Source organism: Kocuria atrinae, assembly GCF_039531425.1.
GTDB lineage: Bacteria > Actinomycetota > Actinomycetes > Actinomycetales > Micrococcaceae > Kocuria > Kocuria atrinae.
In genome coordinates this window covers 1-20,236 of sequence record NZ_BAAAQA010000022.1, presented here as the reverse complement: position 1 = coordinate 20,236, position 20,236 = coordinate 1, and the positions used below count along the sequence as shown (strand labels likewise).

Below are 20,236 nucleotides of genomic sequence, written 5' to 3'. Positions count from 1 at the left end.
CCCCGGACCCGCAGGCCCAACAGCGTCAGGCGTTACGCCTGTTCCGCGTCCAGCCGGTTCACCTCTTCCCAGTACTCCCGGTCCTCCCGGTTCGACTCCTGGATCGCCTGGAGCATCCGCGCCACCCCGGACTCCTCCTCGTCCTCCTCTTCCGGTTCCTCCTGCACGGACGGATCCGGGGTCAGCATCTCCGCGCGCACGATTTCCTCGGCCTGCAGCTTCGCCGCGTTCAACCGCCCCCACTTCTCCAGGAAACTCTCCCCCACCGGGTCCGGGCCGGCCAGTTCCCTCGTCAGGTCCTCCACCCTGATCGAGGCCTCCTCCCCCAGCGCCTCGAACCACTGATCCGGGTCCGGGATCAGGGCGTACTCCGCCGGCGCGGTCGTCCTCCACGCTTCCTGCGCGAACTTGCCGTACGTGTTCATCACGAACCTCCTCGGGTTCCGGGAAGAGAAAGGCATCAATGCTCAGCTGCCCCTCGACTTGCATCCTCTTGCGGGCTCGGGCCATGGGGGATCTCCTGATTGCGATCGGGAATCTCCCTCACACGCTACCCAGCCACTCCAAGACCATCTTCGAGAACACGCACCAGCCAACACCCATTATGTTGATATGTCAACATATCGGCATTGCCTGGCTTCACCACTCACTGTGAGTGAGCCCGCCCGGATGGGTTATCAACGTCAACCCCGATTGACGATGTGCTCTGGCGTCAACCAGCATTGACCCATGAGCGGAGACGAGCAAATCATCATGCAGGCGGAAGAGCTCGGGCGAATGCTGGCCAGTTCGGGAGGCTTCGCCGACGTCGCGAAAGCCATCACACGAGGCTTTGCCGAGGCACAGGCCGGGGAGGCCCAACGCAGGGCGCATCTAGCACTCTTGGGCGCTGACGCGCTCGTGAGGGGAGCAGAGAGAGCCCGCGGATGGGTTGTACAGGACGCCCGTGACGCAGGCCTGTCGTGGTCCACGGTGGGCGAGGCTCTGGAAATCAGCAAGCAGGGCGCCCAACAGCGCTACGGCACAGCATGAGGACCACAGCTTTTCTCGCCCCTAGCCATACAGCGCAATCCACGCCTCCGTGAAGACACGCAACAGGTCATTGGCCAAGGGCTTGACACACGCAACCTCCGGCGTGACACTTGTGACACCTAGGAACCGAGCTTCCAAAGCACCAGCGCTCCCGCGTTCCCCGACTGAAGGCGACCTCTCATGGCTACCACCTTGACTTCCTCTACCGTGCCCGCGACTCAGATCGACGCTCTGAGTGACTTCCGGGCATCGCTTCCGGAGGGGTCGGAGTTGGGCAGGGTTCTGGGTGCGATGAGCGACGGGTTACGCCATGGTGTCGGCGTGACGGTGGCACGCGACGATGATCAGCTGACACCGGCTCGCGCTGCTGCGATTCTGGGTATCAGCCGCACGCACCTGTACAAGGTTCTCGATGCCGGAGCCTTGCGGTTCCATGTCGTCGGCGAACGCGACCGTCGGATCTTGATGGCGGATCTGCGCGACTATCTGGAGCGTTCGATGAGATTCCGTGCCGCGGATGCTCAGTCGATCGCCAAGCGTCAACAGCTTGAGGATGAGCTGCTCAACTCGATGGAGTAGACCTCCATTTTCATGACCCTTAGTTAGTCTGAGGGGATGGTGTTGGACAGAAGAGTCACGTTGCGGTGCTTGGTCGACGACCTGACTGCTGGATGGAACAACGCGGATCACTACCGTTGCGTAAAACAGCTACGGGCCGTGATAGGCAAACGTCTGGCCAATGAGGCGCAGGATGCTGATGTCGCTAAACACCTGAAGGCTATTCCTCGAGTTAATGTCCTCGAACACCCTCTGATCCAGCAATTCAACGAATCGTTCAGAGGCGAGGAAGATCGAACTTCGCGCGAAAGCATCTCTGGACTTACAGGGCCCCACTGGTGGAAGCAGAAAACCATGCAATGGCGCGGTGCGGCCACCGACCACACCATGGTGGGGAACAATGAAGTTTGGCTGTGCGCCGCGGGAATCCGCAGGAAAGGTGACAGCAACGATTTTTACACAGCATTCATGAGAGACGTGAAGCGCGAAGGATCGGGTCCATGGCTACCGGCCGCTGAGGACCGCGTGCTTGTCAAAATCGATGAAAAAGTTTCCGCTCTTGATGCCTGGAAGCTACAGATCCACTGTTGCACCTTGGCACTTTTACTTGAAGCCGAGAAAAATCCTGGGGAAACTGTGACTGTGCGTTTCCCTGCCCCCTCCCGGGGCACCGACACACCGGCCGTTGGAGAAATATCTCTTAGCGTTGATTATGTAGACGTTGACGGCACCAAATTAACCGAAGCATTTCTAACAGCCACAATCCTCGACCGTAGCAAAGTTCAAGCTGTTGATGTAGCTGCACAGATTGCCCGGGCTGCACTAAAAAATAATGCGGAGGAATGGCACTCAACAATATACACGGAAAACTCCTTCGCGTTTTCCGCTTTTATCGATCCTTCCGCTCGGCAACACGCACGTGAACTTGAGCGGTCAGGAACTCTTCCTTCAGACTCAGCCCCCGGTAGTCTCCGCCTCGGAGTTCGCGCACACTACGCGAAAGAGCACGGTCTTGTGGATGCTCAAGTAGAGGGATCTTCCGTTCTCAGTCTTTGCGGATATTGGTTTGTTCCTACGGCAGACCATGTTGGCCTAGAAACCTGCAACGAATGCACCAAACAGTACGGCCAGTTGCCGCAACTATAAGCACTAATAAATGACACTGGGGCTGCCCCGGGTTTCCTTGGCTCCTTGTGAGGATCCTTCCTCACAGCGAGGATGAAACCGTGCCCAAGCCCTACCCCGAGGAGTTCCGCCCAGACGTGGCGGCGGTGACCAGCAAGCACGAGGACCCGCTGTCCCAGATCGCCCGCGACTTCGGGATTTCAGAAACCACCCGGGACTGCCGCACGAATAGGTGACACCCTGAACTGACCTATCGGCGCGGCAGTCCCTCCCCTACGATGGCAAAGATGACTGTCATAACGGGAGACAAAATTACCCCTTCTCAAGCGCACGAATTTCTCGCAGTTGCCGCAGCGCGGCTTTCACTCCCCCTCGGCGAAGTCTGCCGCGTCTTGGATACCCCATCTGATCTGCGATTGACTGCGGACCAGGCTGTTTTCCAGTCGATTGCGAATCTCGCCGACGAACTGCTGAGACCTCGGCGATACACCCCAGCGATCGTGGACAATTTTTATGTGAGTGCCCGCAGCGGGCATGCGGGAGAGAAGTCGTTCGTCGGCGGCCTTGAGGCGTTACGTTCTCATGGCTATCCGCTAGGCGCGGTGGAAAGCCTCCCACTCCAGGTAACGCAACGTTTCCTTGGACTCGGTAACGTCTGGCGGGGTATTGATGAATTGGGGCCCATTCGGTTTCTGGACGTTGGATGTGGGGCGGGCACCGATTTGGGAGTGGCGTTTTACCTTTCAGGCGGCACATCAACTGTAGTGGGCATTGACACTCGGCCAGACCTTTTGGAGTTTGCCGCGACCGCGTGCCCCTCGGCCCTGCTGGCCATTGGAAGCGTATCGAAACTGCCATTCGCTGAGCGATATTTCGACGTAGTAGTTGCGAACGGCCTACCACCCCTCCAGAGACCGAACACGTTGGCGATGTCCGCTCGCCAACTGTGCGCGGTGGCTCTCCCAGGGGGTCGCGTCGCTTCCTCCGTACTCGTCGCCGCACCGACCCTGCTCAGGGACTTGGCGGGCGCGTTCCCAGCTTATGGTGGAGTGTTTGTGCAAAGCTTGGCAACCCTTGCAACAGGGAAGCCAACAGTTGAAGATGTGAAGTCCGCGTTCTTCGCGGCCAGTGCCGATGTCGAGGTCCATATCGGATTCAATCCATACCTGGATGCCACCGACCGAGCAATGACGGCGATGCTCGAGGTCGTTGCGATCCCCCAGTAGCCGCGCAAAACCGCGTGGGCGCCCAACCTCGTAAACACCGCTAGGCTTCCCACATGCAAGGCTCACGAAAAGACCTGGCGCCGGTAGCGACCGACGCCCCGACCGTGTGGGCATCGGCAGACTTCATAGACCGCGCATCATGGACCTTCGAATTATCGCCGCCCGAGCAACGAGTCATCACTGACTACGGCCAAAATCCCTCAGACCTCGACCTTCGAGGCGCCCTGGAGGACGTGGCGTCACGATGGCTCGACGTGTTGGTTGCCGGCCCCGGGTTCCTACTCCTTCGTGGTTTCCCGGTCCACGAACTCACGCCTGAACAAACTGAGGTTGCCTACCTAGCGCTCGGAAGATTGGTCGGCACGCTCGTGGGGCAGGACCGTAAAGGAAGCCTGACGACTCATATCAGGGACGAGCGCCTCCCGGCAGGGCCTGGCGTACGGAAATACCAGACCAACCAGAGTCAGAATTTCCACAGCGACGCCTCCGACATCGTGGGGCTGCTGTGTCTGCATCCTGCAAAGTCTGGCGGTTCGTCCAGAATCATCAGCACGCATGCGGTGTACAACGAAATGCTCCAACACGATCCATACCTGACTGGGTTGCTTTTTGAGCCGTTTCCATGGAGTAGACACACCGAGCAGCGGCCCGGTGAATCGCCCTATTTCGAGCTCGCGCCCATCGCGTTTGTGCGTGGAACGCCCCGTGTCTCGATCATTCCGTGGTTCATCCGCCAGTCTCAGGCTCATCCCACAGCTCCGCGTCTGAGCTCTGAGCAACTGGCGGCGCTGGATCTCATGGAGTACGTAATGAGTTCTCCGGAACTGCAGGTGGTCATGGACTTCGGCCCAGGTGATGTTCAGTTCCTGAACAACACGACAGTTTTGCACGCACGCGACGCGTATGAGGACTACGACGACCCTGCCCTCAGGCGACACCTGATCCGACTATGGCTCACCATGGAATCACCTGTCGCCGAGGACATTCTGAGCGGACAGACAGACATAGGCGGCGCGTACGCCACGACGTGTGCGACGGGAGCATCCAGGTTCCTTGGTCGAAGGCCACCGCATCACGATAGATTGTGATTGTGTCCACCGCATTTGAACCCATCAACGGCGTCAGCTATTACCCGGCAGTTGTCGATGACAGCTTGTGTGAGCGGGTCAAGACCGCGCTCATGGACGCCAACGCTCACTCGGGCGCGGACATCCTCATCGAGGGTGTCCGCCACCCCGCGCCGCGCCTCGTGTCGTCCTTTTCGGACACAGTGCTGGGCCTGGAGGGCATGGAGAGCAGTCGGACCTGGACTCCCGAACTCGCAGAACTTCGAGACCTCGTGGCTTCTGTCTTCTCATTGAATTTCAACTATGCGCTTGCGAATTTATACCGCAACGGGGACGACTACACGGGATGGCATTCCGACAAAGCGGCGCTTCATTTGGATGGCTCCAAGATTGCCATCGTGAGTTTCGGGGCGCCACGTCGCTTATCTATCCGCTCCTATGAATATCCGAAAGATGCACAAACATTCACGATGGAGGAAGGCTCCGTTGTCGTGATGGATCTTGGAGTTCAGGCAACCCACGAGCATTCGGTACCCAAAGAAGAAAATCCCACGGATCCGCGCATGAGCATCACCCTAAGAAAGTTACACATCCTAGATGAATACCTTCGCCAGTCGGAATAGTAGGAATTTCACGGTCGCGGAGGCGGACCGCTGGATTACCATGCCGGCGGTCCTTCCCACTGGATTTCCCCGCTTCGTTGACCAGGTAGTGCCAATGCTGTCCGAATCTAAGCATATCGGTGCCGTTGAGGACTCGCGCGCGTTGGCGGCTCAGTATCGGCGTCACATTAGGTCCGCCTATGACTAGCGGATGCGGAACGGGCACGGAAGGCCCACGGATCTGCCTCGGCGGAAGCGTGTTCGGTTGGTTGATCTCCAAGCCAGAGTCTTGGGCAGTCCTCGACCGGTTCTTTGAGATCGGTGGCAGATTCATCGACACCTCCGACGCGTACTCAAGTTCACAACGCGAGGCTCGCCTCGATTCTGAGACCATCATCGGAGACTGGGTGCGCGGAGCGGGGGTAGCTGGGCAGGTCAAGATTTGCACAAAAGTGGGTCTAAGTACTGACGCTCCTGGGCTTCGACCTGCCCTAGTCCGTGAGGCGGTACAGCGGTCGATAGAACGACTTGGGGTGACCCAACTCGAAGCGGTGCTTGCACATGCAGACGATCCCGAGGTCGGTGCAGGTGAAATCGCAGTGGCCCTTTCCGCGGTCGCAGGCCGTCAAGAGGCTCGACAGATCGGTATGTCCAACTTCGGCCACCTGCGTGCTAGAGATGTCGCGGACGCTGCGCTGGCGCAATCACTGGAGCCGCTGGGTGTAATCCAAGAAGAGTTCAGCTTGATGGCGCGAGCTTTCCGAGGGAGTGCGCTGCACGATGTCGCAGAGGAGTTCGGGCTCAGCCTTATGGCTACAGGGGCCTTAGCGCAGGGATTCCTGACCGGCAAGTTCAGGGGAGTGATAGGTCGCGTAGGTCACAGACAGAAGTACGCGACCGGACGGTATGCAGACCCTCGGTCTCACATGATCTTAGATCGAGTTCAGAAGATTGCGGAGCATCATGGGGTCCAGATGGCCGCCGTTTCGCTCGCATGGGTGGCAAGTCATGATTTTGTGGCGACGCCCGTCGCGTCCGTCACGTCGCCCCAGCAACTACATGCCTTCGAAGAGGCGGCAAGGTTGAAGCTGACAGAGACGGAGCTGAGGTCGCTGACCGATGGATACGGGCAACCTCACTGAACGCCAATAATTGAGACGGTCGACCAGTTCGGAAAAATGTTTTCCTTCGGCCTCTTTGCCGCCTTGCTGCCAAACAGACCCATCACCGAAATTCTTACGTCAATCGTATTTGCTGGGTAGACTACAGAGTTTTTAGCATGTTGCAGATGAGTCGTCGCTAAGATGATAGGAGGAGTCGGATTACGGCGCTGGAAATTTCGATCTCTAGCGAACGTTCGAGCCAAAGAAAGGCGCACGAGGGGTTGACCTCCAGGAAGTAGATGCCGTCGCCTGCGTGTAGCAAATCTATGCCGCCGACCTGAAGGTCAAGGCGATCCATCAGGTCAAAGATCTGCGCGCGCACCGCGTCGGACAGGAGGGTTGCTTCGAATGCAGCATGGTTGTCAGCTAATATCCGCCAGTCAGCCGAGCCGGCGTCCCCACTCGCATCCACCTTGGCGGCGAAAATTTGACGGCCCACGACAGTAACTCGAAACTCTTCTTGGTGAGCAACCTTTTCCTGATAGAGCCGAGGAAAGCGCGTGTCTTGGACCGAAGCAGAATCCACAGGGGACGTGTATTGGAAGCGGGTCACTTCCTCTCCGGGGTTCGTGATGGGCGAGTCGAGGGACTTAGAGACGACACCGTTACGATGCCCGCTCATGAAGGAGAGCACCTCGTCACGACGGGACGACACGAGCGTCTGGGGCACTGCGAAGCCGCAGCTCGCGGCCGCGTCGACCTGCGAGAGCTTATTCTCCGCCGCGCGAACGCTCCACGGTGAGTTCACCCAACGTGCCACTCGATACCTGGCCATCAGCGCCCAGAACAAGGTGTCGACCTGCTCGGCCGCATAGCGGCGAATATGGACGTCCACTAAGCCCCATGACTCACTCTGCCGGAGGGTCTGATCGAAGTGATAATTCACCGGGCGGTCGGACCGGTACGCCCGGCTGTAGCCGATGTCGAACTCCTCTAGGGGACCGGCGGACGACCGCCAAGTGGGCAGAGTAGGGAGCTTGTCGAGCAAGAGGACACGGACGACTGCCGCCGTGTGTGAGAGCCTTCGAGCGAGGTTCGCCAGCTCAAGATCGTGACTCAACCCAACGAGGAGAATACGAGGAGAACCAGACGCGCGAGGCGCCTCAGGTGACAAACCTATGAGCTGCGCTTCGTCCCAGTCGATGTAGGGCGCGCAATGAACCAGCTTCCACTCGGGCGGGGCCAATCTAGGTTCCACGTTAATCTCTCCAGAAACCGCAGGTGTCCGGGCAGCCGATGCGCATGGCTGCCCGGACACCCTGGGAAACGTTGGGTTAGACCCCGGCCTTGCAGTCCATGATTCCAAACGCGCCCATCGGCGCAGGCCAGTGCTGCTCGGAGAGCGGTCCGTACGCCGCCGTCATGAGAGTGAGTGTGGGATCAAGCGGCGGTTGAGCCTCGCTCGTCTGGGGCAGCGGGCGGTGGTGGATGAATCCGCCGACCTTGTTGCAAAAGTCCGCGTAGTCTTTTGTGAAGAGGATGAAAGCGTGCCACATCTGGTCGATCCAGTAGCTGGGTGCAGGAGAAGCGGCGACGATGCTGCCGAGGAAGAGGAACTTCTTGACGTCCTCGAAAAGGCTACGGGCGTCGGCCTCGCTATGACCGTAATCCTGACAGAACTTTTCGATCAGGAAGTCCTCAGGCTCGTGCGCCAAGGCTACCTTCGCCAGCTCGCCGGAGACTCGCTCCTGGAGCTGCTCCGCGGTGAATCCGCACAGCGGATCGTCGATGAATCGTTGAACCTTGTCGGTGTATGCCATATCAGATTCCTCACGTTTGGATGCGGTCGTCCGAAACTCATGCTAGCGAAAAACACGGAGCAATGCCGGGGAATCGCCTGCCGAATCTGCCACGTCCCACGGTGTCCCGGTATAGGCGCGCCATGTTCTGCGGCATGGGGCCATGGTCCGCGAACACTTGGGTGTCAATGGCCGAAAAAATAGTCAGCTCCAGTTAACCGTTCGTGTCAGGGGCTTTGGAGAGCGCCGAGTACGTCTTCTCGATGGTGGTGCGTGCTGGTGAGAACCACGCCACGGAGTCTCCAAGGACGAGGTAGAGGACATTGGAGCGGCGCCCCCCTGATGGACTGAACAGATAGGCATCGCGATACTCGGAGATGTTCCATGATTCTTCCGTAGATGCGGAAGTGTCGTTTCCTTGGTCAGAGAGCCAAACGTTGAGAACTGCTAAAGCCTGAAATCGATCATTCACAGCATAATTTCCTTCCAATTTGAGTCAGCCGATGGCCTTACCACTGCCTCGATCTGCCAGATGGCGGTCTCGTAACCAGGTGGCCACCCTGTGGTTTCGCCGCTCTGCTCGTCTGCCCACCGCACGTTACCCTCGCGGTCGACATAGGCATTGAACCAGTGTCCCCCGCTATCTTTACGTGAAACCCCGCTAATGTCCCAGTCGACCCCGATGATGGCAACGGCACCTGGCCCCTCCCGCCTGAGATTGGCTTCGAGAGCAGCGTAGGCATTTGTGGTGAAGCCGGCTGAATCCAACCCCCGGTTCGTCATTTTGGATGTTGGTTGTACGCCGACGGCATCCCACATTTCTTGGTACTCACCGGGAGGTATTTCTGAGTCTCCCAGTGCCGGCCTGGCGCTCTTGCCATGGAATGTGTCTGCGAAAGATCGTGAGCACGGCCCGCAGTTATTGGTCCACATTTTGAGCCCCGTCGCGTAGTGAGGGTTTCCGGCAGCGATCCACCTTTCGGGATTGTCAGGACCAAATTCTTCTACGAGTTGCTGATATGTCGACTCAATTTCGGGGGTCGGGGGAACATAGCGCGAGTTCCCTCCGAGACCAGGCGTGGAACCGACGTCACCCTGCGTGTGACTTTGTGGGCTTCCGGTTCCCGCGCCCGCATAGCGGGACACGAAGCCCCTGCCTGCGACCGCGACTTGGTGGAGCATCTGTGCGGCCTGGCGAGTGGCTTTGGAGGCAGCATGGAGGGCTTGAGCTGTCTGCGCGCTTTCCACTCGCTTTGCTCCGTTACCGACACTTGCCGCTTGGCTTGCGGCCTGACTCAGGCGTTGAGCGCGCTGACTCAGTTCGGCCGCAAGTCGGTCCGCGTCCTGATTCATAGTTTCCAGCGTCTGGCACAGTTGCAGGAGATCACTCACTACACACCCTCCGGGGAGTGGTGATAGTGCGCTGTCGCCATGGGCAGCCCTGCAGTAGAAGGAAACGGTGTGGTGAACAACCCCGCTCCGCATGTCCGTGGATATTTTCGGTGGCCGAAGGCCTCGGAGAGAGGAGGCGTAATTGGAGTCACGAGAGTGGGTGGGGCGTCGTTATATGGACGAGGCAAATCGAGTCGCGGCCTGTGATGCTTGCTGGAGGGCTGCGACGGCGGCGTCGACCTGCTTCTCGGCGGCCTGCAGGGTTTGGATCATGTCCTTGTCCACGCCTTGAGCGCTTCCACCGATGGTTGCCTGGACCTGGTTGATGGCCTGCGAGAATTTGCTTTTGAATCCCTGAAGGCCAGCGGCTGTGGTCTTGGCGTCGCTGCCGATGGAGGTGAGCTGTTGCTTCACCTGAGAGAGCTGAGACATTGTCGATCTTCTTTCTTCCGGGGGTGGGAATGCTTACGGATTGAGTAGGAGTACAACGACAACGAGAAGGACGAGCACTGCGCTGCCTCCGCCGATGAGCAATTGACGGGAACGCTTTGCGCGCTCTTCTTCGCCACGTCTGCGCTCAGCCTCCTGTCGTATTTTCCGCAGCTGCTCTTGTCGTTTCTTGAGAGCCTCTGTCGCTTCATGGCCGGCTGTTGCGCGAGCCTGGTCATCGGTTGCCTGCTGCTTTAGCGCGTTGGCGACGGCCTGGAGTTCCAGTGCGACGGCTTCCTCCGCCTTCTGCTGCGCTTTGATCGCCGTGGACAGTGAGTTGGCGTCGCCGCTTTGTCCTGCCGCTGGTCGAACGTGCACCGGTATCAGTACGTTGGTTGCCTGGAGAGCCTCGGCTGAGGCGCGGTATCTCGTCAGCATCGTCCGGCGGAGCTTGGCGAGACGTTCGTCCTCGCTGTCCACTGAAGCGGCCGCGGAGGACAGCGCTGCCTCACGCGAATCCCGTGCTGAAGACAACTCGCTTTCCAGCCGATCAGACACCTGAAGAAGCCCGGCCAGCGCGGCCTCATACCTGGCGAAGAATTCGTTCCCGTCCATGGGTGCTGGAGTATCCATCTCAGCTCTCCCAGGCCGTTTTGAGCAAGGTCTTGGAGTCCCGAGGGAGTAGCGGCGCGAACGGGACCACAGTGGTCGGTTCAGACAGCTGCGTCCGGTCTGCCACGAGGCCGCGGTTGTCTCTCACAGACCACGTCACGAACGGGCCAAGAAACTCCTGCACGGCTGCTTGATCAAGTCTCAGCATGATCATGCTCTCGATGAAGCCCTCACCACCGAAGCCCAGGTGGTTCTTGAGGGTTGCGGCGTTGGACCACCACCCGAGAAGGTGGACGCCCCGAACCGGCCCATCCCGCAGAATCGTCTGAAGGTCCTCCACCGGCCTGTGAGCAAAACTGTCGGGCACTTCCAGGTTGGGTGCCCGATCTAAACCGAACGCGACGAGATATGTCCGCTGTACTGCGGCTCCCTCAAGCAGTTCGCCTGCGAGTCTCTGGAGATAGGTACCAACATCGGCCTTCTCCACACGTTGTACCGGGTAACCCAGACGCTCCATCAGATGCAGCCACTCAGAGTGGTTGTTGCGTCGGGCGGTGACAGGATCGAGGAGGTCGAAGCACACGAAGTTCGCGTCCCCGTCGGGGTGTTGCAGCGCCAGGCTGACGCTGGCCGTTTGCAGGATTCCGACGGCGTTGTTGGCGGCGTCCTCGCCTCCTTCCATGCCACCGCCTCTTTCTCCGGCACCCAGCACCGCCAGGTGCCTGCCGGGATCGTCAGGCAACGAGATTGCCAGCGGAGCCCCTGAGACGTCGATTGGGTAGCCCACCAGTGCTGCCGGGGCCGTGCCCTCGTTCACCACGCGGCGCCGCAGAGCCTGGATCGCGGGGACTGCTTCGCTCGGGCGGATGAGATGAGCGCCGTCGAACACCAACGGCGCCGTGATGGACTGGCGGGCAGCTTCCCACCATGCTCGCTGCAGATCAGCCAGCACGGAGTCGTCAGCCACAGCGATGACAGCCTGTTGATTGGCAGAGTCGACTCCGTAGTCCTGGTTGAGAACCGCTTCGCCGCGCACGCGGAGCCGAGCCGCCGCGTCGTTGCCTTGGCTGAGCGTGGCGAAGGACTCAGCCAAGGCATTCTTCAAGGCAACGCGGATGGGAAACTGAGCGAATATACCGTTCTCACGTGTCATGAGGGCAGTGATCCCTGAGATCGTTTGAGAGGCCAAGATGGTGTGTATCCCGCAGGCCCGGCCTCGCCGCGCCAGCCCTTCGAGCAGTTGCGCCGCGTCCTCGGCGTTTTTGTCTGTCGGCTCGAACATCATGTGGAACTCGTCGATGATCAACACGATGCGAGGCAGGGGCGGCTCAGGAACTGCGGCCCGGTATTTCGAGATGTTGTCGCCATAGGGCCGGAAAAGCCTTGATCGTCTCCCGAGCTCGTCATCCAGGTGCTTCAGTACCGCGAGCCCGAAGTCTCTGTCGCTTTCCAGCCCGAGTACTCGCGCGTGCGGCAGATAGTCAACGGCGCCTGGCGTGGAGGCGAAGGGGAACAACGTGACCCCTGCCTTGAAGTCCAGCATGTACAGCTGAAGCTCCCCCGGCGCGTAGCGCTGACACAGGCTATGGACGATGACTTTGAGCAGGTTGGACTTGCCTTGACCGACCGCACCGGTGACGAGGACGTTGTGGCGCTGCTGGCGTTCGTCGCCCAGTGTGATCTCAACGACCCGCGGTCCTGACATGCCGACAGCGAAGGTCAGACCGTCGGCAGAAGATTCGGTCCAGCGCGTTTCGGTTTGTTGGACGCGCTCGAAGGGGACACTCAGCGCTGAGGCCGAGGTGATGTCGGCAACGAGGGAGTCGGTTTTGCTCACCAGGTCGGAGGCTGCGGGCTGGGCGATCTTCAGGGTGAACTGGGGATGCGCACGCCACCGGACTTCCCCGTCGTTTGCCTCGAGAACGTGGGCGGACTTTTCCACGCTTCCCTGGTTCCACCAGTCAGGCTTGTCCGCCTCCGGATTTGTGAGCCACACGAGAGAGATACCGGCTGATGGTCCCACCTTGCCCAGCGACAGTAACTGCCGGTAAGCCTGCTCATCGATCCCCTCGGGGGAATCCAGCAGGACAAGGACCTGCCAGCGCTCTACGGGGTGCCCCGTGCGGGCGCGGAGGTCGAGCAGCGTGTCACCCGTTCCGCGAAGGAGGTCGTTCACCCGTTGAACATCTCCGACAAGTCGATCCACGACCTGTGAGAGCTCTTGTGGGCGGTTCAGAACCGTGAAAGCGGACTCGGACCCGGCCTTGATTCCCGCGAACGGCGACAGCAAACCGGTGAGGGAAGGGTCGTACCCGATGACGTCCACTTGCCCTGGTGCAGTTCCCGAGTAAGCCCCCCAGATCAAGTGCCGGATGAGGTGGGTGCCTGTCTCCCCGGCGAGGTCGAGCACAACGTTGCCCCGGCCGATCAGGGGCAATATGCATGGCGCCACGATGTCCCGGTTGACGCCGCTGTCAGCCCCGGGAAGACACAAAGTGCCAGCTGTCACGTAATCCGCCACGGCCAGAAGATTGCCGGCATTGCCGATCAACTCGATCCCCAGATCGCGTGCTGCACTGCTGTGTTGGGCGACCTGCTGGGCGGCACGCGTTCGAGCAATCGCAACTTGTCTCTCATACGCGGTCTTCGCAGCGCGTTCTGCTTCTGCCCGTGCGCCGGCTACAAGAGCAGAGGCAGCGTCCAGTGCACCGAGTGCGCTGGCGTGGGCCCGCTTCAACTGTTCGGCGGCTAGTTCAACCCTCGTTGTCATCAGGCTCCTGGGAGACACTGACGTCAGCTACGTTGCCCGCTGCCGCCACTGTCACTTGCGTTGGCCGCAACAGCCGGCCGTCGAGGGTGTAGCCCGTTCGATGCACGGCGACGATCGAACCAGCCGGCGCTCGTTCAGTCGCGGGGATCGTTCCGACCGCTTCGTGCAGGCGTGGATCGAAGTCCTCAGCGTCATCGATCGGCAGGAGAGTGCGACGTGCGAAGACTTCCAGCAGCTCCTCCACGGCCGACTCGACCAGCTCCCGGGTTGTGGGCTCGGACTGGAGCCTGTCGATCGCCAGCAGGGTCTCTCGAAAAAGGGATTCGAAGGCGCGATACCTCAGCAGGTCCTGCGACACGCGCACCTGCTCCTGAAGGGACTCGTACAGCGAGTTCCGTGCCTTGTCGTCCATGAGGCGCCGTCGGAACAGATCGGTGAGGTTGGCTAGCTCAGTTCGAATGTCCTCGAGTGCCGTGTCCTGGCTGGCAGGTGAATCAGGTGCCGTCATCACTGAAGCCCAGTGGATCGGACGAAGTCGGACGCTCCACGGCGGTTCCATTGCCAGCCTGGCCCTCGATGCCGCTGGATGGCGAAGTAAACGACTGCCGCGCCCGCCGCGAGACCGACTAAACCAACAAGAAAGGACTCGACGATAGCAAACGTAAGCGCGAACGAAATCCACAGTCCTACTAGGTAAGCAATCCAGGAGTTGGATTCCCACCGCCATCTGACTTCTTCAGCATCTTCAACAAGCCGACGGATATCGAAGAGTTCTACGCGTAGTTGCGGGTCATCGACGTGCAACGCCTCGACACGAGCCAACGCCTTCTTGCTCGCTTGAAGTTGAGCCTCGGTAAGGATGGTCCGGGAACCGTCGCCGAACTTCGACCACTGGTCGGTCACATGGTCCGTCAGCGCGACAGCCAGGTGATAACGGAAGAACTCGGTATCGGGGCTCTCCTCGACAGCCGCCTCAAGGGTCGGCAATGCGAGGTCCGGCCTGCCTTGGGCGCTGTACATCGACGCCACACCGACCTGGTAGTACTTATTCTGCGGCTCCAACTCGCTCGCCCTTTGATAGTGCTCCTGAGCGCGACCCCACTGCTCCGCTGATGCGTACAGGTCCCCCAACTCCGCGTGATATGCGGCGTTGCTCGGATCCAGACGTAGTGCCTCACCCAGCTCGAACTTCGCCTCGTCCTGGTTCTGGAGCAGCGCAGACGAAGCACCACGCAGATACCACACTTCAGCGTTGTCCGGCTCTTGGATGGTTGCTTCACGCGCCGCGTAGTTCGCCCGGGACGGGTCGCCGGCGGCTAGATACTGGCGAATGATGGACGCCCAGTCGCGGCCACCCGATGCCGGGACCGGCCCCGTGTCTTGGCGCTCCGGGGCGGCCAGTTGCGCAGCCAGTTGCCGGTCGTAGTCGGCGCGACGCGCAGGATCGACCAACACTCCTTCGGCGTCGGAAATGTGCTGAGTCATCTTCTCGGCAAGCGCCCGGGTTTCGGCCTTCGGATGCGCAGAACGGTTGCGCCATTCACGACGATGCTTGCGCACAGCTTGCCTGACAGACTCACTATCCGCGCCATGCGGAATGTCCAGAAGCTCGTAATAGTTGACGAAAGCCACGGTGTTTTCCCTCTAGATAATTCAGTGATTGGTGCTACAAAACGGGCAAGCCGGAGACTTTGGCCACGGCTGCGTTCAACTGCTCGTCGTTGAGGTTAGCCAGGCGGTCGATCTCAACGGTGCCGAGGGACTGGTTCGTCGTGAGGTCAGTCAATTCCACAAAAATTGTCTGATCGATGTCGTAGGCGTAGGTGACACGAACAGGAGCACCTGCTGGATAGGGCGGGATGGGCAAAGTCTTTGTCCCGACGACGACGACATAATCCGGGTTCGTGTCATCGCCTTGAGTGACTTCGACATCAAGTGCCGGTTGGTTGTCACGAATCGTCTGCAGGTCTTGACTCAGTTTTGCGGGGATCTTTGTATTGCGCGGAATCACGATCGTGTTGATCTTCGTCCGCAGGTCGTCCCCTACAGTGATCACCCCCAGGGACTGCGATGTCACGTCTTCCACTACAAGCGGCTTGCCCTCGAAGATGGCCAAATCACCCACCACAGACGACGACTGCTCCACCGCGGCCTGGATTGCCGCGCCGAGTGCCACCGCTTCATCCGGATGGACCGAACGGTCCGCAGGCTTTTCGGCCAATCCCTCGACAAGGGCTCGCACCATCGGCATACGGGTGGATCCCCCCACCAGCACGACATGGTCAACGTCCGGCCACGAAACCCCGGCTTCCTCCAGAACGAGCTCGGTGAGGTCCTCCGTACGGCGCAACAAGTCAGCGGTGATGCGCTCGAACTCACTGCGCTCGACCTGCACACGAAAGTGCTGCCCATTGGCTGAGACGTGGACCATGGTGGTCGCGACGGTCGTCAGACTTCGCTTGGCCATCTCGGCCTTCTCCCGGAGGACCGGGACCTGGGCCCGGTCACTCAGAAGATCGGGGCCGCCATCGTCCTCGATCTTCTCGGCGATGTACTCGATGAGCCGATTGTCGAAATCGAACCCCCCCAGGTTCCGGTCACCGTCGGTCCCGAGCACCTCGAACTCGCCGGCGTGAACCTTCATAAGCGTGACGTCGAACGTTCCACCGCCGAGATCATAAACAAGTACTGTCCCTTCGGCCGCGGTGTCGAGACCGAAGGACAGTGCCGCTGCCGTCGGCTCGTTCAGCACACGAAGCACGTTGAGTCCTGCGATCTTTCCAGCGTGCTTGGTTGCCGTCCGGCGGGCGTCATCGAAGTAGGCGGGTACGGTGATTACGGCGTCAACGACCGGCTCACCCAGTGCCAGTTCGGCGTCTTCCTTGAGGCGCTTCAAAATGATGGCCGACACCTCTTCAGCGGTGTAAGAGGAACCAGCAGTGGAGTCGAATCTCCACGACGAGTCGCCCATGTGGCGTTTGACGAACTGGACGACGTCATCCGGCGCGCTGGCAGCCGAGTGCTTCGCCATCGTTCCCACCAGCGGTTCGTCACCTGCACCGAAGGCCTGAAAGAGAACGACCGAGGGCGTGATGTCCTCACCGTCGCGGTTGGACAAAATCTTGGGTTCCCCCGAGTCTTGCAACACCGCGACCGCTGAATAGGTCGTGCCGAGATCGATGCCGATCGCCTTTGCCATGTCTGCGGCCCCGGTCAGCCGACGCGCTGAACCTGCGGGTCAACTGCGTTCAAGCCCTCGACCACTGCTGCAACCATGTTCTGGCTGGACCTAAGAACGGGCTGAGAGGCCCCCGCCGCCTGCCTGTCCATGATGCCCTCGTTGCGGACCTGCCACGCCATGCTCAGCGTGGCACCAGCGCTCGTTCCCAAAGCGATCATTTGGATACGACGGTGGTCGCCGTTGTCATGAACGAGAATCTGAGTTGCAGCTAAGCCCTTGCCGAAGTTGGGCTTCTTGAAAAGCCCCCCCGGTTGTTCGGCGAGGATCGCGAACTCGGGCATGTCGTTCAAGGGTCCGCCCTGCAACTGACTGATCTCAGCCCGTGCCAGCACCGACCCGAGAACCTGCTTGATCTGGCCAAGATCGAGGCTGGTCGAGTACCAGCTTTCTTCCTGCTTCGACATTCCAACGCTCCTCATGTGAAGGGACACCACAGTGTGACTACGGTCCAGATTTTTCCCGGGACAGTGACGCATTACTACACCTGGTGCCGCTCACCCACCTGTGGTACTAGCGATCTAGGGCTGGATGTTGAAGGACTGGCGAACAACCCTGCGCACCTCGCGCCAGTCGGGGACTCTGGGCGCGTTTCGCAGGCCAGTCGAGTAGCGATCAGCTGAGGGTGGAATGCCGGCCTCAAACCCGGCAATCTTCCGAAATCTTTGGATCTCGGATCGAGTCAGCGCCGAATCTTCATCCGCGCCAGACGATCGCCAAATCCGGTCCGGCACCTCCATCGCAGCGGCCAACAGAGGGGCTAGTTGCCCAGAGAGTTGAAGTCCGAGCTCCTGTCGTAGGGCAAGCGGCGTCTCGAGATGGAAACGAGTGGGAAGAGTGGCAGTAGCAATCATCTGCGGAAGATCCTCAACCCGGTCCGAGAGCCACCACTGAGGCAGTGCATATCGAGCCCCGGCCTCGGCCAGGCGTAGGCGAAATAGATCAGTGACTCGACTGGGGTAGAGAGCTACGACCACAACTCCCGAAGCGGCGGCCTCGGCGATCCAGTTGACACTGGAATATGGGTCGACGCCCTGCCGCGAAGGCAACCAGACGAGGACGTAATCCCAAACAGCCATGGACCCTAGGAGGGCTTCACGGGTGTGGCCCGCCCACGTGAGGATTCCCTGCTGCGAGAGGATAGCGGCCAGACCCTCCCGAACGATCGCGTCGTCGGATGCGACCATCACTGCGGTTCGACTCGTTGCAGCACGAAGGAGCCGATCCTCGATCCCGTGAAGACCGTCCACTGTGATGACCGGATGCCCTTGGTCGGCCACCCGAGCTCGGAGAGCTGTCAACCGACGCCGGATGGTGGACGGCGAACGTCCTGCCTTGACCAGGCCTACAAGGTAAGCGAACACGTGCCGTTCATCTAGCTCTTCGAGGCCGCCGGTGACACCGAGACCCTCCCAAAAGTCACACACATCGCGCAGATCCGAACGATACGCACGTGCTGTGGCCGCAGAGTGGGGCGAATGGTAGCCGGGGCGTCGTTGGGCCTCAGCCGCAACGTGTCGTGAGGTCACCTTCGAAGATTCCTCTCGATACGTTCCGGCTCCGCACCATCAGACCCGAACGTAGCAGTTTTTGCTATCGCACTTGTTTAGAGCGTCATGTTTCGTCTGCTGGTAGTAGCGGTGGCGCGGCATGTGCATCACACCGTCCCCAGGCAACGACGGCCTTAGATGGTCGTCGCCTGCGGCAGCTCCCGGATCCGCCGGTAGAGAGTGGCCCTGGACATGCCGAGGTCGCGGGCAACCTGAGTGGCTGGCTCCCCGCCCTCGATCAACCGGAGAGCGTTGCGGATCTGAGAGTCGGTGAAGGTCTGGCGGCGCCCGCCGAGGTCTTTGCCGGCGGCCCGGCGTTTGGCCACCGAGTCGGTGATCCGCTCCCGCTTGATCTCCAGCTCCATCTGCGCCAGGGCGGCCATGACCGTGAAAACCATCGAGCCCATAGGGGTGGCTGTGTCCACGTCTCCCCCACCGAGGTTGAGTACCCGTAGCCCAGCACCTCTCCCTCGCAGCGCTTCGGCGAAAACCAGCATGTTCTGCGTCGACCGCCCCAGCCGATCCAGCGTGGTGATGACCAACGTGTCGCCCTCCTCCAGTGCAGACACCGCCTTGTCGAACTTCGGACGCAAGGCACGGCCTCCAGACACTCCACTGTCGACATAGAGGTCATCACGCCGCACGCCGGCGTTCAGGAGGTCAGACACTTGGCGGTCTGCATCCTGCTGCCGCGTCGACACTCTCGCATACCCGATCAGCTTCCCCATGTCCACCTCACTTGTCTCGCAACTAACGTTGAGTATCCGATTCTAGGGGCACAGATAAAGCACAAGGATGCGAGACAGGCCGAACCGCGCAATCATGCGAGTGCAAATTTTCCGGACGAGACGTCTTGCATCCCATGCCTTGCGAGGCAGCCATGTCGCCCAGGGACCAGGACGGTCGGACCGAGGCCGTCCCCGTTGTGGAGGACTTCCCAGTACCCCCACCCCGGAGGACGATGGGAGTCCCCCACGAAAGGACACCCCCATGTCCCCCCACCTTCGAGTCATCAACGACGGCCCCAATGAGGGGCCGTTCAAATTTCGGGTTAGGGCTACTGGCCAGGTTATGGACGCCGTTGCCCGCCACGGCCACATGGGCCACCCCGCCGAGTACCGAACCATCGCCGAAGAGCTCAACGTCAGCGTGGTCTCCCTCGCCGATCAAGATACGGGCGAGATACGCACTTACCTGCTCAGCGCCCTTGAGCGTGTCGAAGGCGATGAGGGACAGACGCTGTCATGACTCTCGAGGACTGGGCGAACGTAGCGACCGTCGTTGCCGGGATGGGAGCGATCATCGCTGCCGCAATAGCAGTAGTAGCAATTATTCAGGCAAGACGCCTCCAGGACGAGAAGTCGCAACCGTATGTAGTGGCCGTGATGGAGTCCAACCCCCACATGCCCGAAATGCTGGAGCTTGCGTTCCGGAACGTGGGAGAGACCGCAGCCCATGACGTCGAAGTCAGCATCGACCCAGCACCGCAACGCGCTCCCTGGAATGGTGGGGATGAGCTCAAGGACCTGCAACTCCCCGAGGTCATGCCTGTTCTCGTCCCGGGTCAGGAGTGGCGCACAACTTGGGACTCGGCACGATTCCGGCATGACGCGGAATTGCCTAGCCGGCACACGGCCACGATCAGCTACACCGGTTTGGGGGTAAGAGGTTCCGCCGGTAGGTCAGGGTCGTCGGGCCGGTCGAGTGTCCCAACGGTGGCGGGTCCAGGCCTC

At 60.3% G+C, this 20,236-nt stretch carries 22 protein-coding genes and 1 pseudogene; 10 read left to right on the top strand and 13 right to left on the bottom strand.

Features of this window, described 5'->3' with window-relative positions; genetic code table 11:
- Positions 1 to 32: 32 nt before the first annotated feature.
- Positions 33 to 425 carry a TnpV protein gene (locus ABD283_RS10820; protein WP_344225069.1) on the bottom strand — a complete coding sequence of 131 codons (393 nt, stop codon included), beginning with the start codon at positions 423 to 425 and terminating at the stop codon, positions 33 to 35.
- 304 nt (positions 426 to 729) lie between these two features.
- On the opposite strand from ABD283_RS10820, the gene ABD283_RS10815 reads away from it, so the two are divergent.
- From ABD283_RS10815 to ABD283_RS10780, 8 genes and pseudogenes are all read left to right on the top strand, one after another.
- Complete coding sequence (locus ABD283_RS10815; RefSeq protein ID WP_344225023.1) at positions 730 to 1,032, top strand: hypothetical protein; 303 nt, start codon at positions 730 to 732, stop codon at positions 1,030 to 1,032.
- Positions 1,033 to 1,212: 180 nt separating this feature from the next.
- A complete protein-coding gene (locus tag ABD283_RS10810) occupies positions 1,213 to 1,611 on the top strand; it encodes a helix-turn-helix domain-containing protein (RefSeq protein ID WP_344225022.1) in 399 nt (132 codons plus the stop codon).
- A gap of 69 nt (positions 1,612 to 1,680) precedes the next feature.
- On the top strand, positions 1,681 to 2,736 hold the full coding sequence (locus ABD283_RS10805; RefSeq protein WP_344225021.1) for a DUF3039 domain-containing protein: 1,056 nt from the start codon (positions 1,681 to 1,683) through the stop codon (positions 2,734 to 2,736).
- 80 nt (positions 2,737 to 2,816) lie between these two features.
- Positions 2,817 to 2,921: pseudogene (locus ABD283_RS10800) on the top strand (transposase); the annotation flags it as partial.
- 81 nt (positions 2,922 to 3,002) lie between these two features.
- Positions 3,003 to 3,941 carry a class I SAM-dependent methyltransferase gene (locus ABD283_RS10795; RefSeq protein WP_344225019.1) on the top strand — a complete coding sequence of 313 codons (939 nt, stop codon included), beginning with the start codon at positions 3,003 to 3,005 and terminating at the stop codon, positions 3,939 to 3,941.
- Between the two features lie 53 nt (positions 3,942 to 3,994).
- Positions 3,995 to 5,029 carry a TauD/TfdA family dioxygenase gene (locus ABD283_RS10790; RefSeq protein ID WP_344225018.1) on the top strand — a complete coding sequence of 345 codons (1,035 nt, stop codon included), beginning with the start codon at positions 3,995 to 3,997 and terminating at the stop codon, positions 5,027 to 5,029.
- A 2-nt stretch (positions 5,030 to 5,031) separates the two neighbouring features.
- The gene (locus tag ABD283_RS10785) at positions 5,032 to 5,631 is read left to right on the top strand and encodes an alpha-ketoglutarate-dependent dioxygenase AlkB (RefSeq protein WP_344225017.1); all 600 of its coding nucleotides are present in this window, start codon (positions 5,032 to 5,034) and stop codon (positions 5,629 to 5,631) included.
- 179 nt (positions 5,632 to 5,810) lie between these two features.
- A complete protein-coding gene (locus ABD283_RS10780) occupies positions 5,811 to 6,752 on the top strand; it encodes an aldo/keto reductase (RefSeq protein ID WP_344225016.1) in 942 nt (313 codons plus the stop codon).
- 157 nt (positions 6,753 to 6,909) lie between these two features.
- Here the strand turns inward: ABD283_RS10780 and ABD283_RS10775 are convergent, their stop codons facing one another.
- The 12 genes from ABD283_RS10775 to ABD283_RS10720 all read right to left on the bottom strand — a co-directional run bounded on the left by ABD283_RS10775 (position 6,910) and on the right by ABD283_RS10720 (position 19,231).
- Positions 6,910 to 7,761, bottom strand: coding sequence for an MvdC/MvdD family ATP grasp protein (locus ABD283_RS10775; protein WP_344225015.1), 852 nt, complete (start codon positions 7,759 to 7,761; stop codon positions 6,910 to 6,912).
- A gap of 286 nt (positions 7,762 to 8,047) precedes the next feature.
- Positions 8,048 to 8,533 carry a glycine-rich domain-containing protein gene (locus ABD283_RS10770; protein ID WP_344225014.1) on the bottom strand — a complete coding sequence of 162 codons (486 nt, stop codon included), beginning with the start codon at positions 8,531 to 8,533 and terminating at the stop codon, positions 8,048 to 8,050.
- A 447-nt stretch (positions 8,534 to 8,980) separates the two neighbouring features.
- Positions 8,981 to 9,904, bottom strand: coding sequence for a toxin glutamine deamidase domain-containing protein (locus ABD283_RS10765; protein ID WP_344225013.1), 924 nt, complete (start codon positions 9,902 to 9,904; stop codon positions 8,981 to 8,983).
- Between the two features lie 171 nt (positions 9,905 to 10,075).
- Complete coding sequence (locus ABD283_RS10760; protein WP_344225012.1) at positions 10,076 to 10,336, bottom strand: hypothetical protein; 261 nt, start codon at positions 10,334 to 10,336, stop codon at positions 10,076 to 10,078.
- 33 nt (positions 10,337 to 10,369) lie between these two features.
- Entirely contained in the window at positions 10,370 to 10,966 is a 597-nt protein-coding gene (locus ABD283_RS10755) for a hypothetical protein (protein WP_344225011.1), read from the bottom strand.
- 1 nt (position 10,967) lies between these two features.
- Positions 10,968 to 13,715, bottom strand: a complete 2,748-nt coding sequence (locus tag ABD283_RS10750) for an FtsK/SpoIIIE domain-containing protein (RefSeq protein ID WP_344225010.1) — start codon at positions 13,713 to 13,715, stop codon at positions 10,968 to 10,970.
- Positions 13,699 to 14,223, bottom strand: coding sequence for a nucleotide exchange factor GrpE (locus ABD283_RS10745; RefSeq protein ID WP_344225008.1), 525 nt, complete (start codon positions 14,221 to 14,223; stop codon positions 13,699 to 13,701). The genes ABD283_RS10750 and ABD283_RS10745 overlap by 17 nt, the downstream gene beginning before the upstream one ends.
- Positions 14,223 to 15,347: a J domain-containing protein gene (locus tag ABD283_RS10740; protein ID WP_344225007.1), complete on the bottom strand. Its 1,125-nt coding sequence runs from the start codon at positions 15,345 to 15,347 to the stop codon at positions 14,223 to 14,225. The genes ABD283_RS10745 and ABD283_RS10740 overlap by 1 nt, the downstream gene beginning before the upstream one ends.
- A gap of 34 nt (positions 15,348 to 15,381) precedes the next feature.
- Positions 15,382 to 16,914 carry an Hsp70 family protein gene (locus ABD283_RS10735; protein WP_344225006.1) on the bottom strand — a complete coding sequence of 511 codons (1,533 nt, stop codon included), beginning with the start codon at positions 16,912 to 16,914 and terminating at the stop codon, positions 15,382 to 15,384.
- Between the two features lie 14 nt (positions 16,915 to 16,928).
- Positions 16,929 to 17,360 carry a hypothetical protein gene (locus ABD283_RS10730; protein ID WP_344225004.1) on the bottom strand — a complete coding sequence of 144 codons (432 nt, stop codon included), beginning with the start codon at positions 17,358 to 17,360 and terminating at the stop codon, positions 16,929 to 16,931.
- Between the two features lie 114 nt (positions 17,361 to 17,474).
- Complete coding sequence (locus ABD283_RS10725) at positions 17,475 to 18,482, bottom strand: site-specific integrase (protein WP_344225003.1); 1,008 nt, start codon at positions 18,480 to 18,482, stop codon at positions 17,475 to 17,477.
- 155 nt (positions 18,483 to 18,637) lie between these two features.
- Positions 18,638 to 19,231 carry a recombinase family protein gene (locus ABD283_RS10720; RefSeq protein WP_344225002.1) on the bottom strand — a complete coding sequence of 198 codons (594 nt, stop codon included), beginning with the start codon at positions 19,229 to 19,231 and terminating at the stop codon, positions 18,638 to 18,640.
- 262 nt (positions 19,232 to 19,493) lie between these two features.
- Here ABD283_RS10720 and ABD283_RS10715 point away from each other — a divergent pair, with 262 nt between their 5' ends.
- Positions 19,494 to 19,751 carry a hypothetical protein gene (locus ABD283_RS10715; protein ID WP_344225000.1) on the top strand — a complete coding sequence of 86 codons (258 nt, stop codon included), beginning with the start codon at positions 19,494 to 19,496 and terminating at the stop codon, positions 19,749 to 19,751.
- Positions 19,748 to 20,236, top strand: a 489-nt coding sequence (locus ABD283_RS10710; RefSeq protein ID WP_344224998.1) for a hypothetical protein, incomplete at its 3' end; no start/stop codon positions are given. The genes ABD283_RS10715 and ABD283_RS10710, both read left to right, overlap by 4 nt.

Bases quoted from the DNA above. Each gene is read 5' to 3' on its own strand.
- ABD283_RS10820 (WP_344225069.1), bottom strand. From the start codon at position 425: ATGAACACGTACGGCAAGTTCGCGCAGGAAGCGTGGAGGACGACCGCG.
- ABD283_RS10815 (WP_344225023.1), top strand. From the start codon at position 730: ATGAGCGGAGACGAGCAAATCATCATGCAGGCGGAAGAGCTCGGGCGA.
- ABD283_RS10810 (WP_344225022.1), top strand. From the start codon at position 1,213: ATGGCTACCACCTTGACTTCCTCTACCGTGCCCGCGACTCAGATCGAC.
- ABD283_RS10795 (WP_344225019.1), top strand. From the start codon at position 3,003: ATGACTGTCATAACGGGAGACAAAATTACCCCTTCTCAAGCGCACGAA.
- ABD283_RS10790 (WP_344225018.1), top strand. From the start codon at position 3,995: ATGCAAGGCTCACGAAAAGACCTGGCGCCGGTAGCGACCGACGCCCCG.
- ABD283_RS10780 (WP_344225016.1), top strand. From the start codon at position 5,811: ATGACTAGCGGATGCGGAACGGGCACGGAAGGCCCACGGATCTGCCTC.
- ABD283_RS10770 (WP_344225014.1), bottom strand. From the start codon at position 8,533: ATGGCATACACCGACAAGGTTCAACGATTCATCGACGATCCGCTGTGC.
- ABD283_RS10760 (WP_344225012.1), bottom strand. From the start codon at position 10,336: ATGTCTCAGCTCTCTCAGGTGAAGCAACAGCTCACCTCCATCGGCAGC.
- ABD283_RS10755 (WP_344225011.1), bottom strand. From the start codon at position 10,966: ATGGATACTCCAGCACCCATGGACGGGAACGAATTCTTCGCCAGGTAT.
- ABD283_RS10750 (WP_344225010.1), bottom strand. From the start codon at position 13,715: ATGACAACGAGGGTTGAACTAGCCGCCGAACAGTTGAAGCGGGCCCAC.
- ABD283_RS10745 (WP_344225008.1), bottom strand. From the start codon at position 14,223: ATGACGGCACCTGATTCACCTGCCAGCCAGGACACGGCACTCGAGGAC.
- ABD283_RS10735 (WP_344225006.1), bottom strand. From the start codon at position 16,914: ATGGCAAAGGCGATCGGCATCGATCTCGGCACGACCTATTCAGCGGTC.
- ABD283_RS10730 (WP_344225004.1), bottom strand. From the start codon at position 17,360: ATGTCGAAGCAGGAAGAAAGCTGGTACTCGACCAGCCTCGATCTTGGC.
- ABD283_RS10720 (WP_344225002.1), bottom strand. From the start codon at position 19,231: ATGGGGAAGCTGATCGGGTATGCGAGAGTGTCGACGCGGCAGCAGGAT.
- ABD283_RS10715 (WP_344225000.1), top strand. From the start codon at position 19,494: ATGTCCCCCCACCTTCGAGTCATCAACGACGGCCCCAATGAGGGGCCG.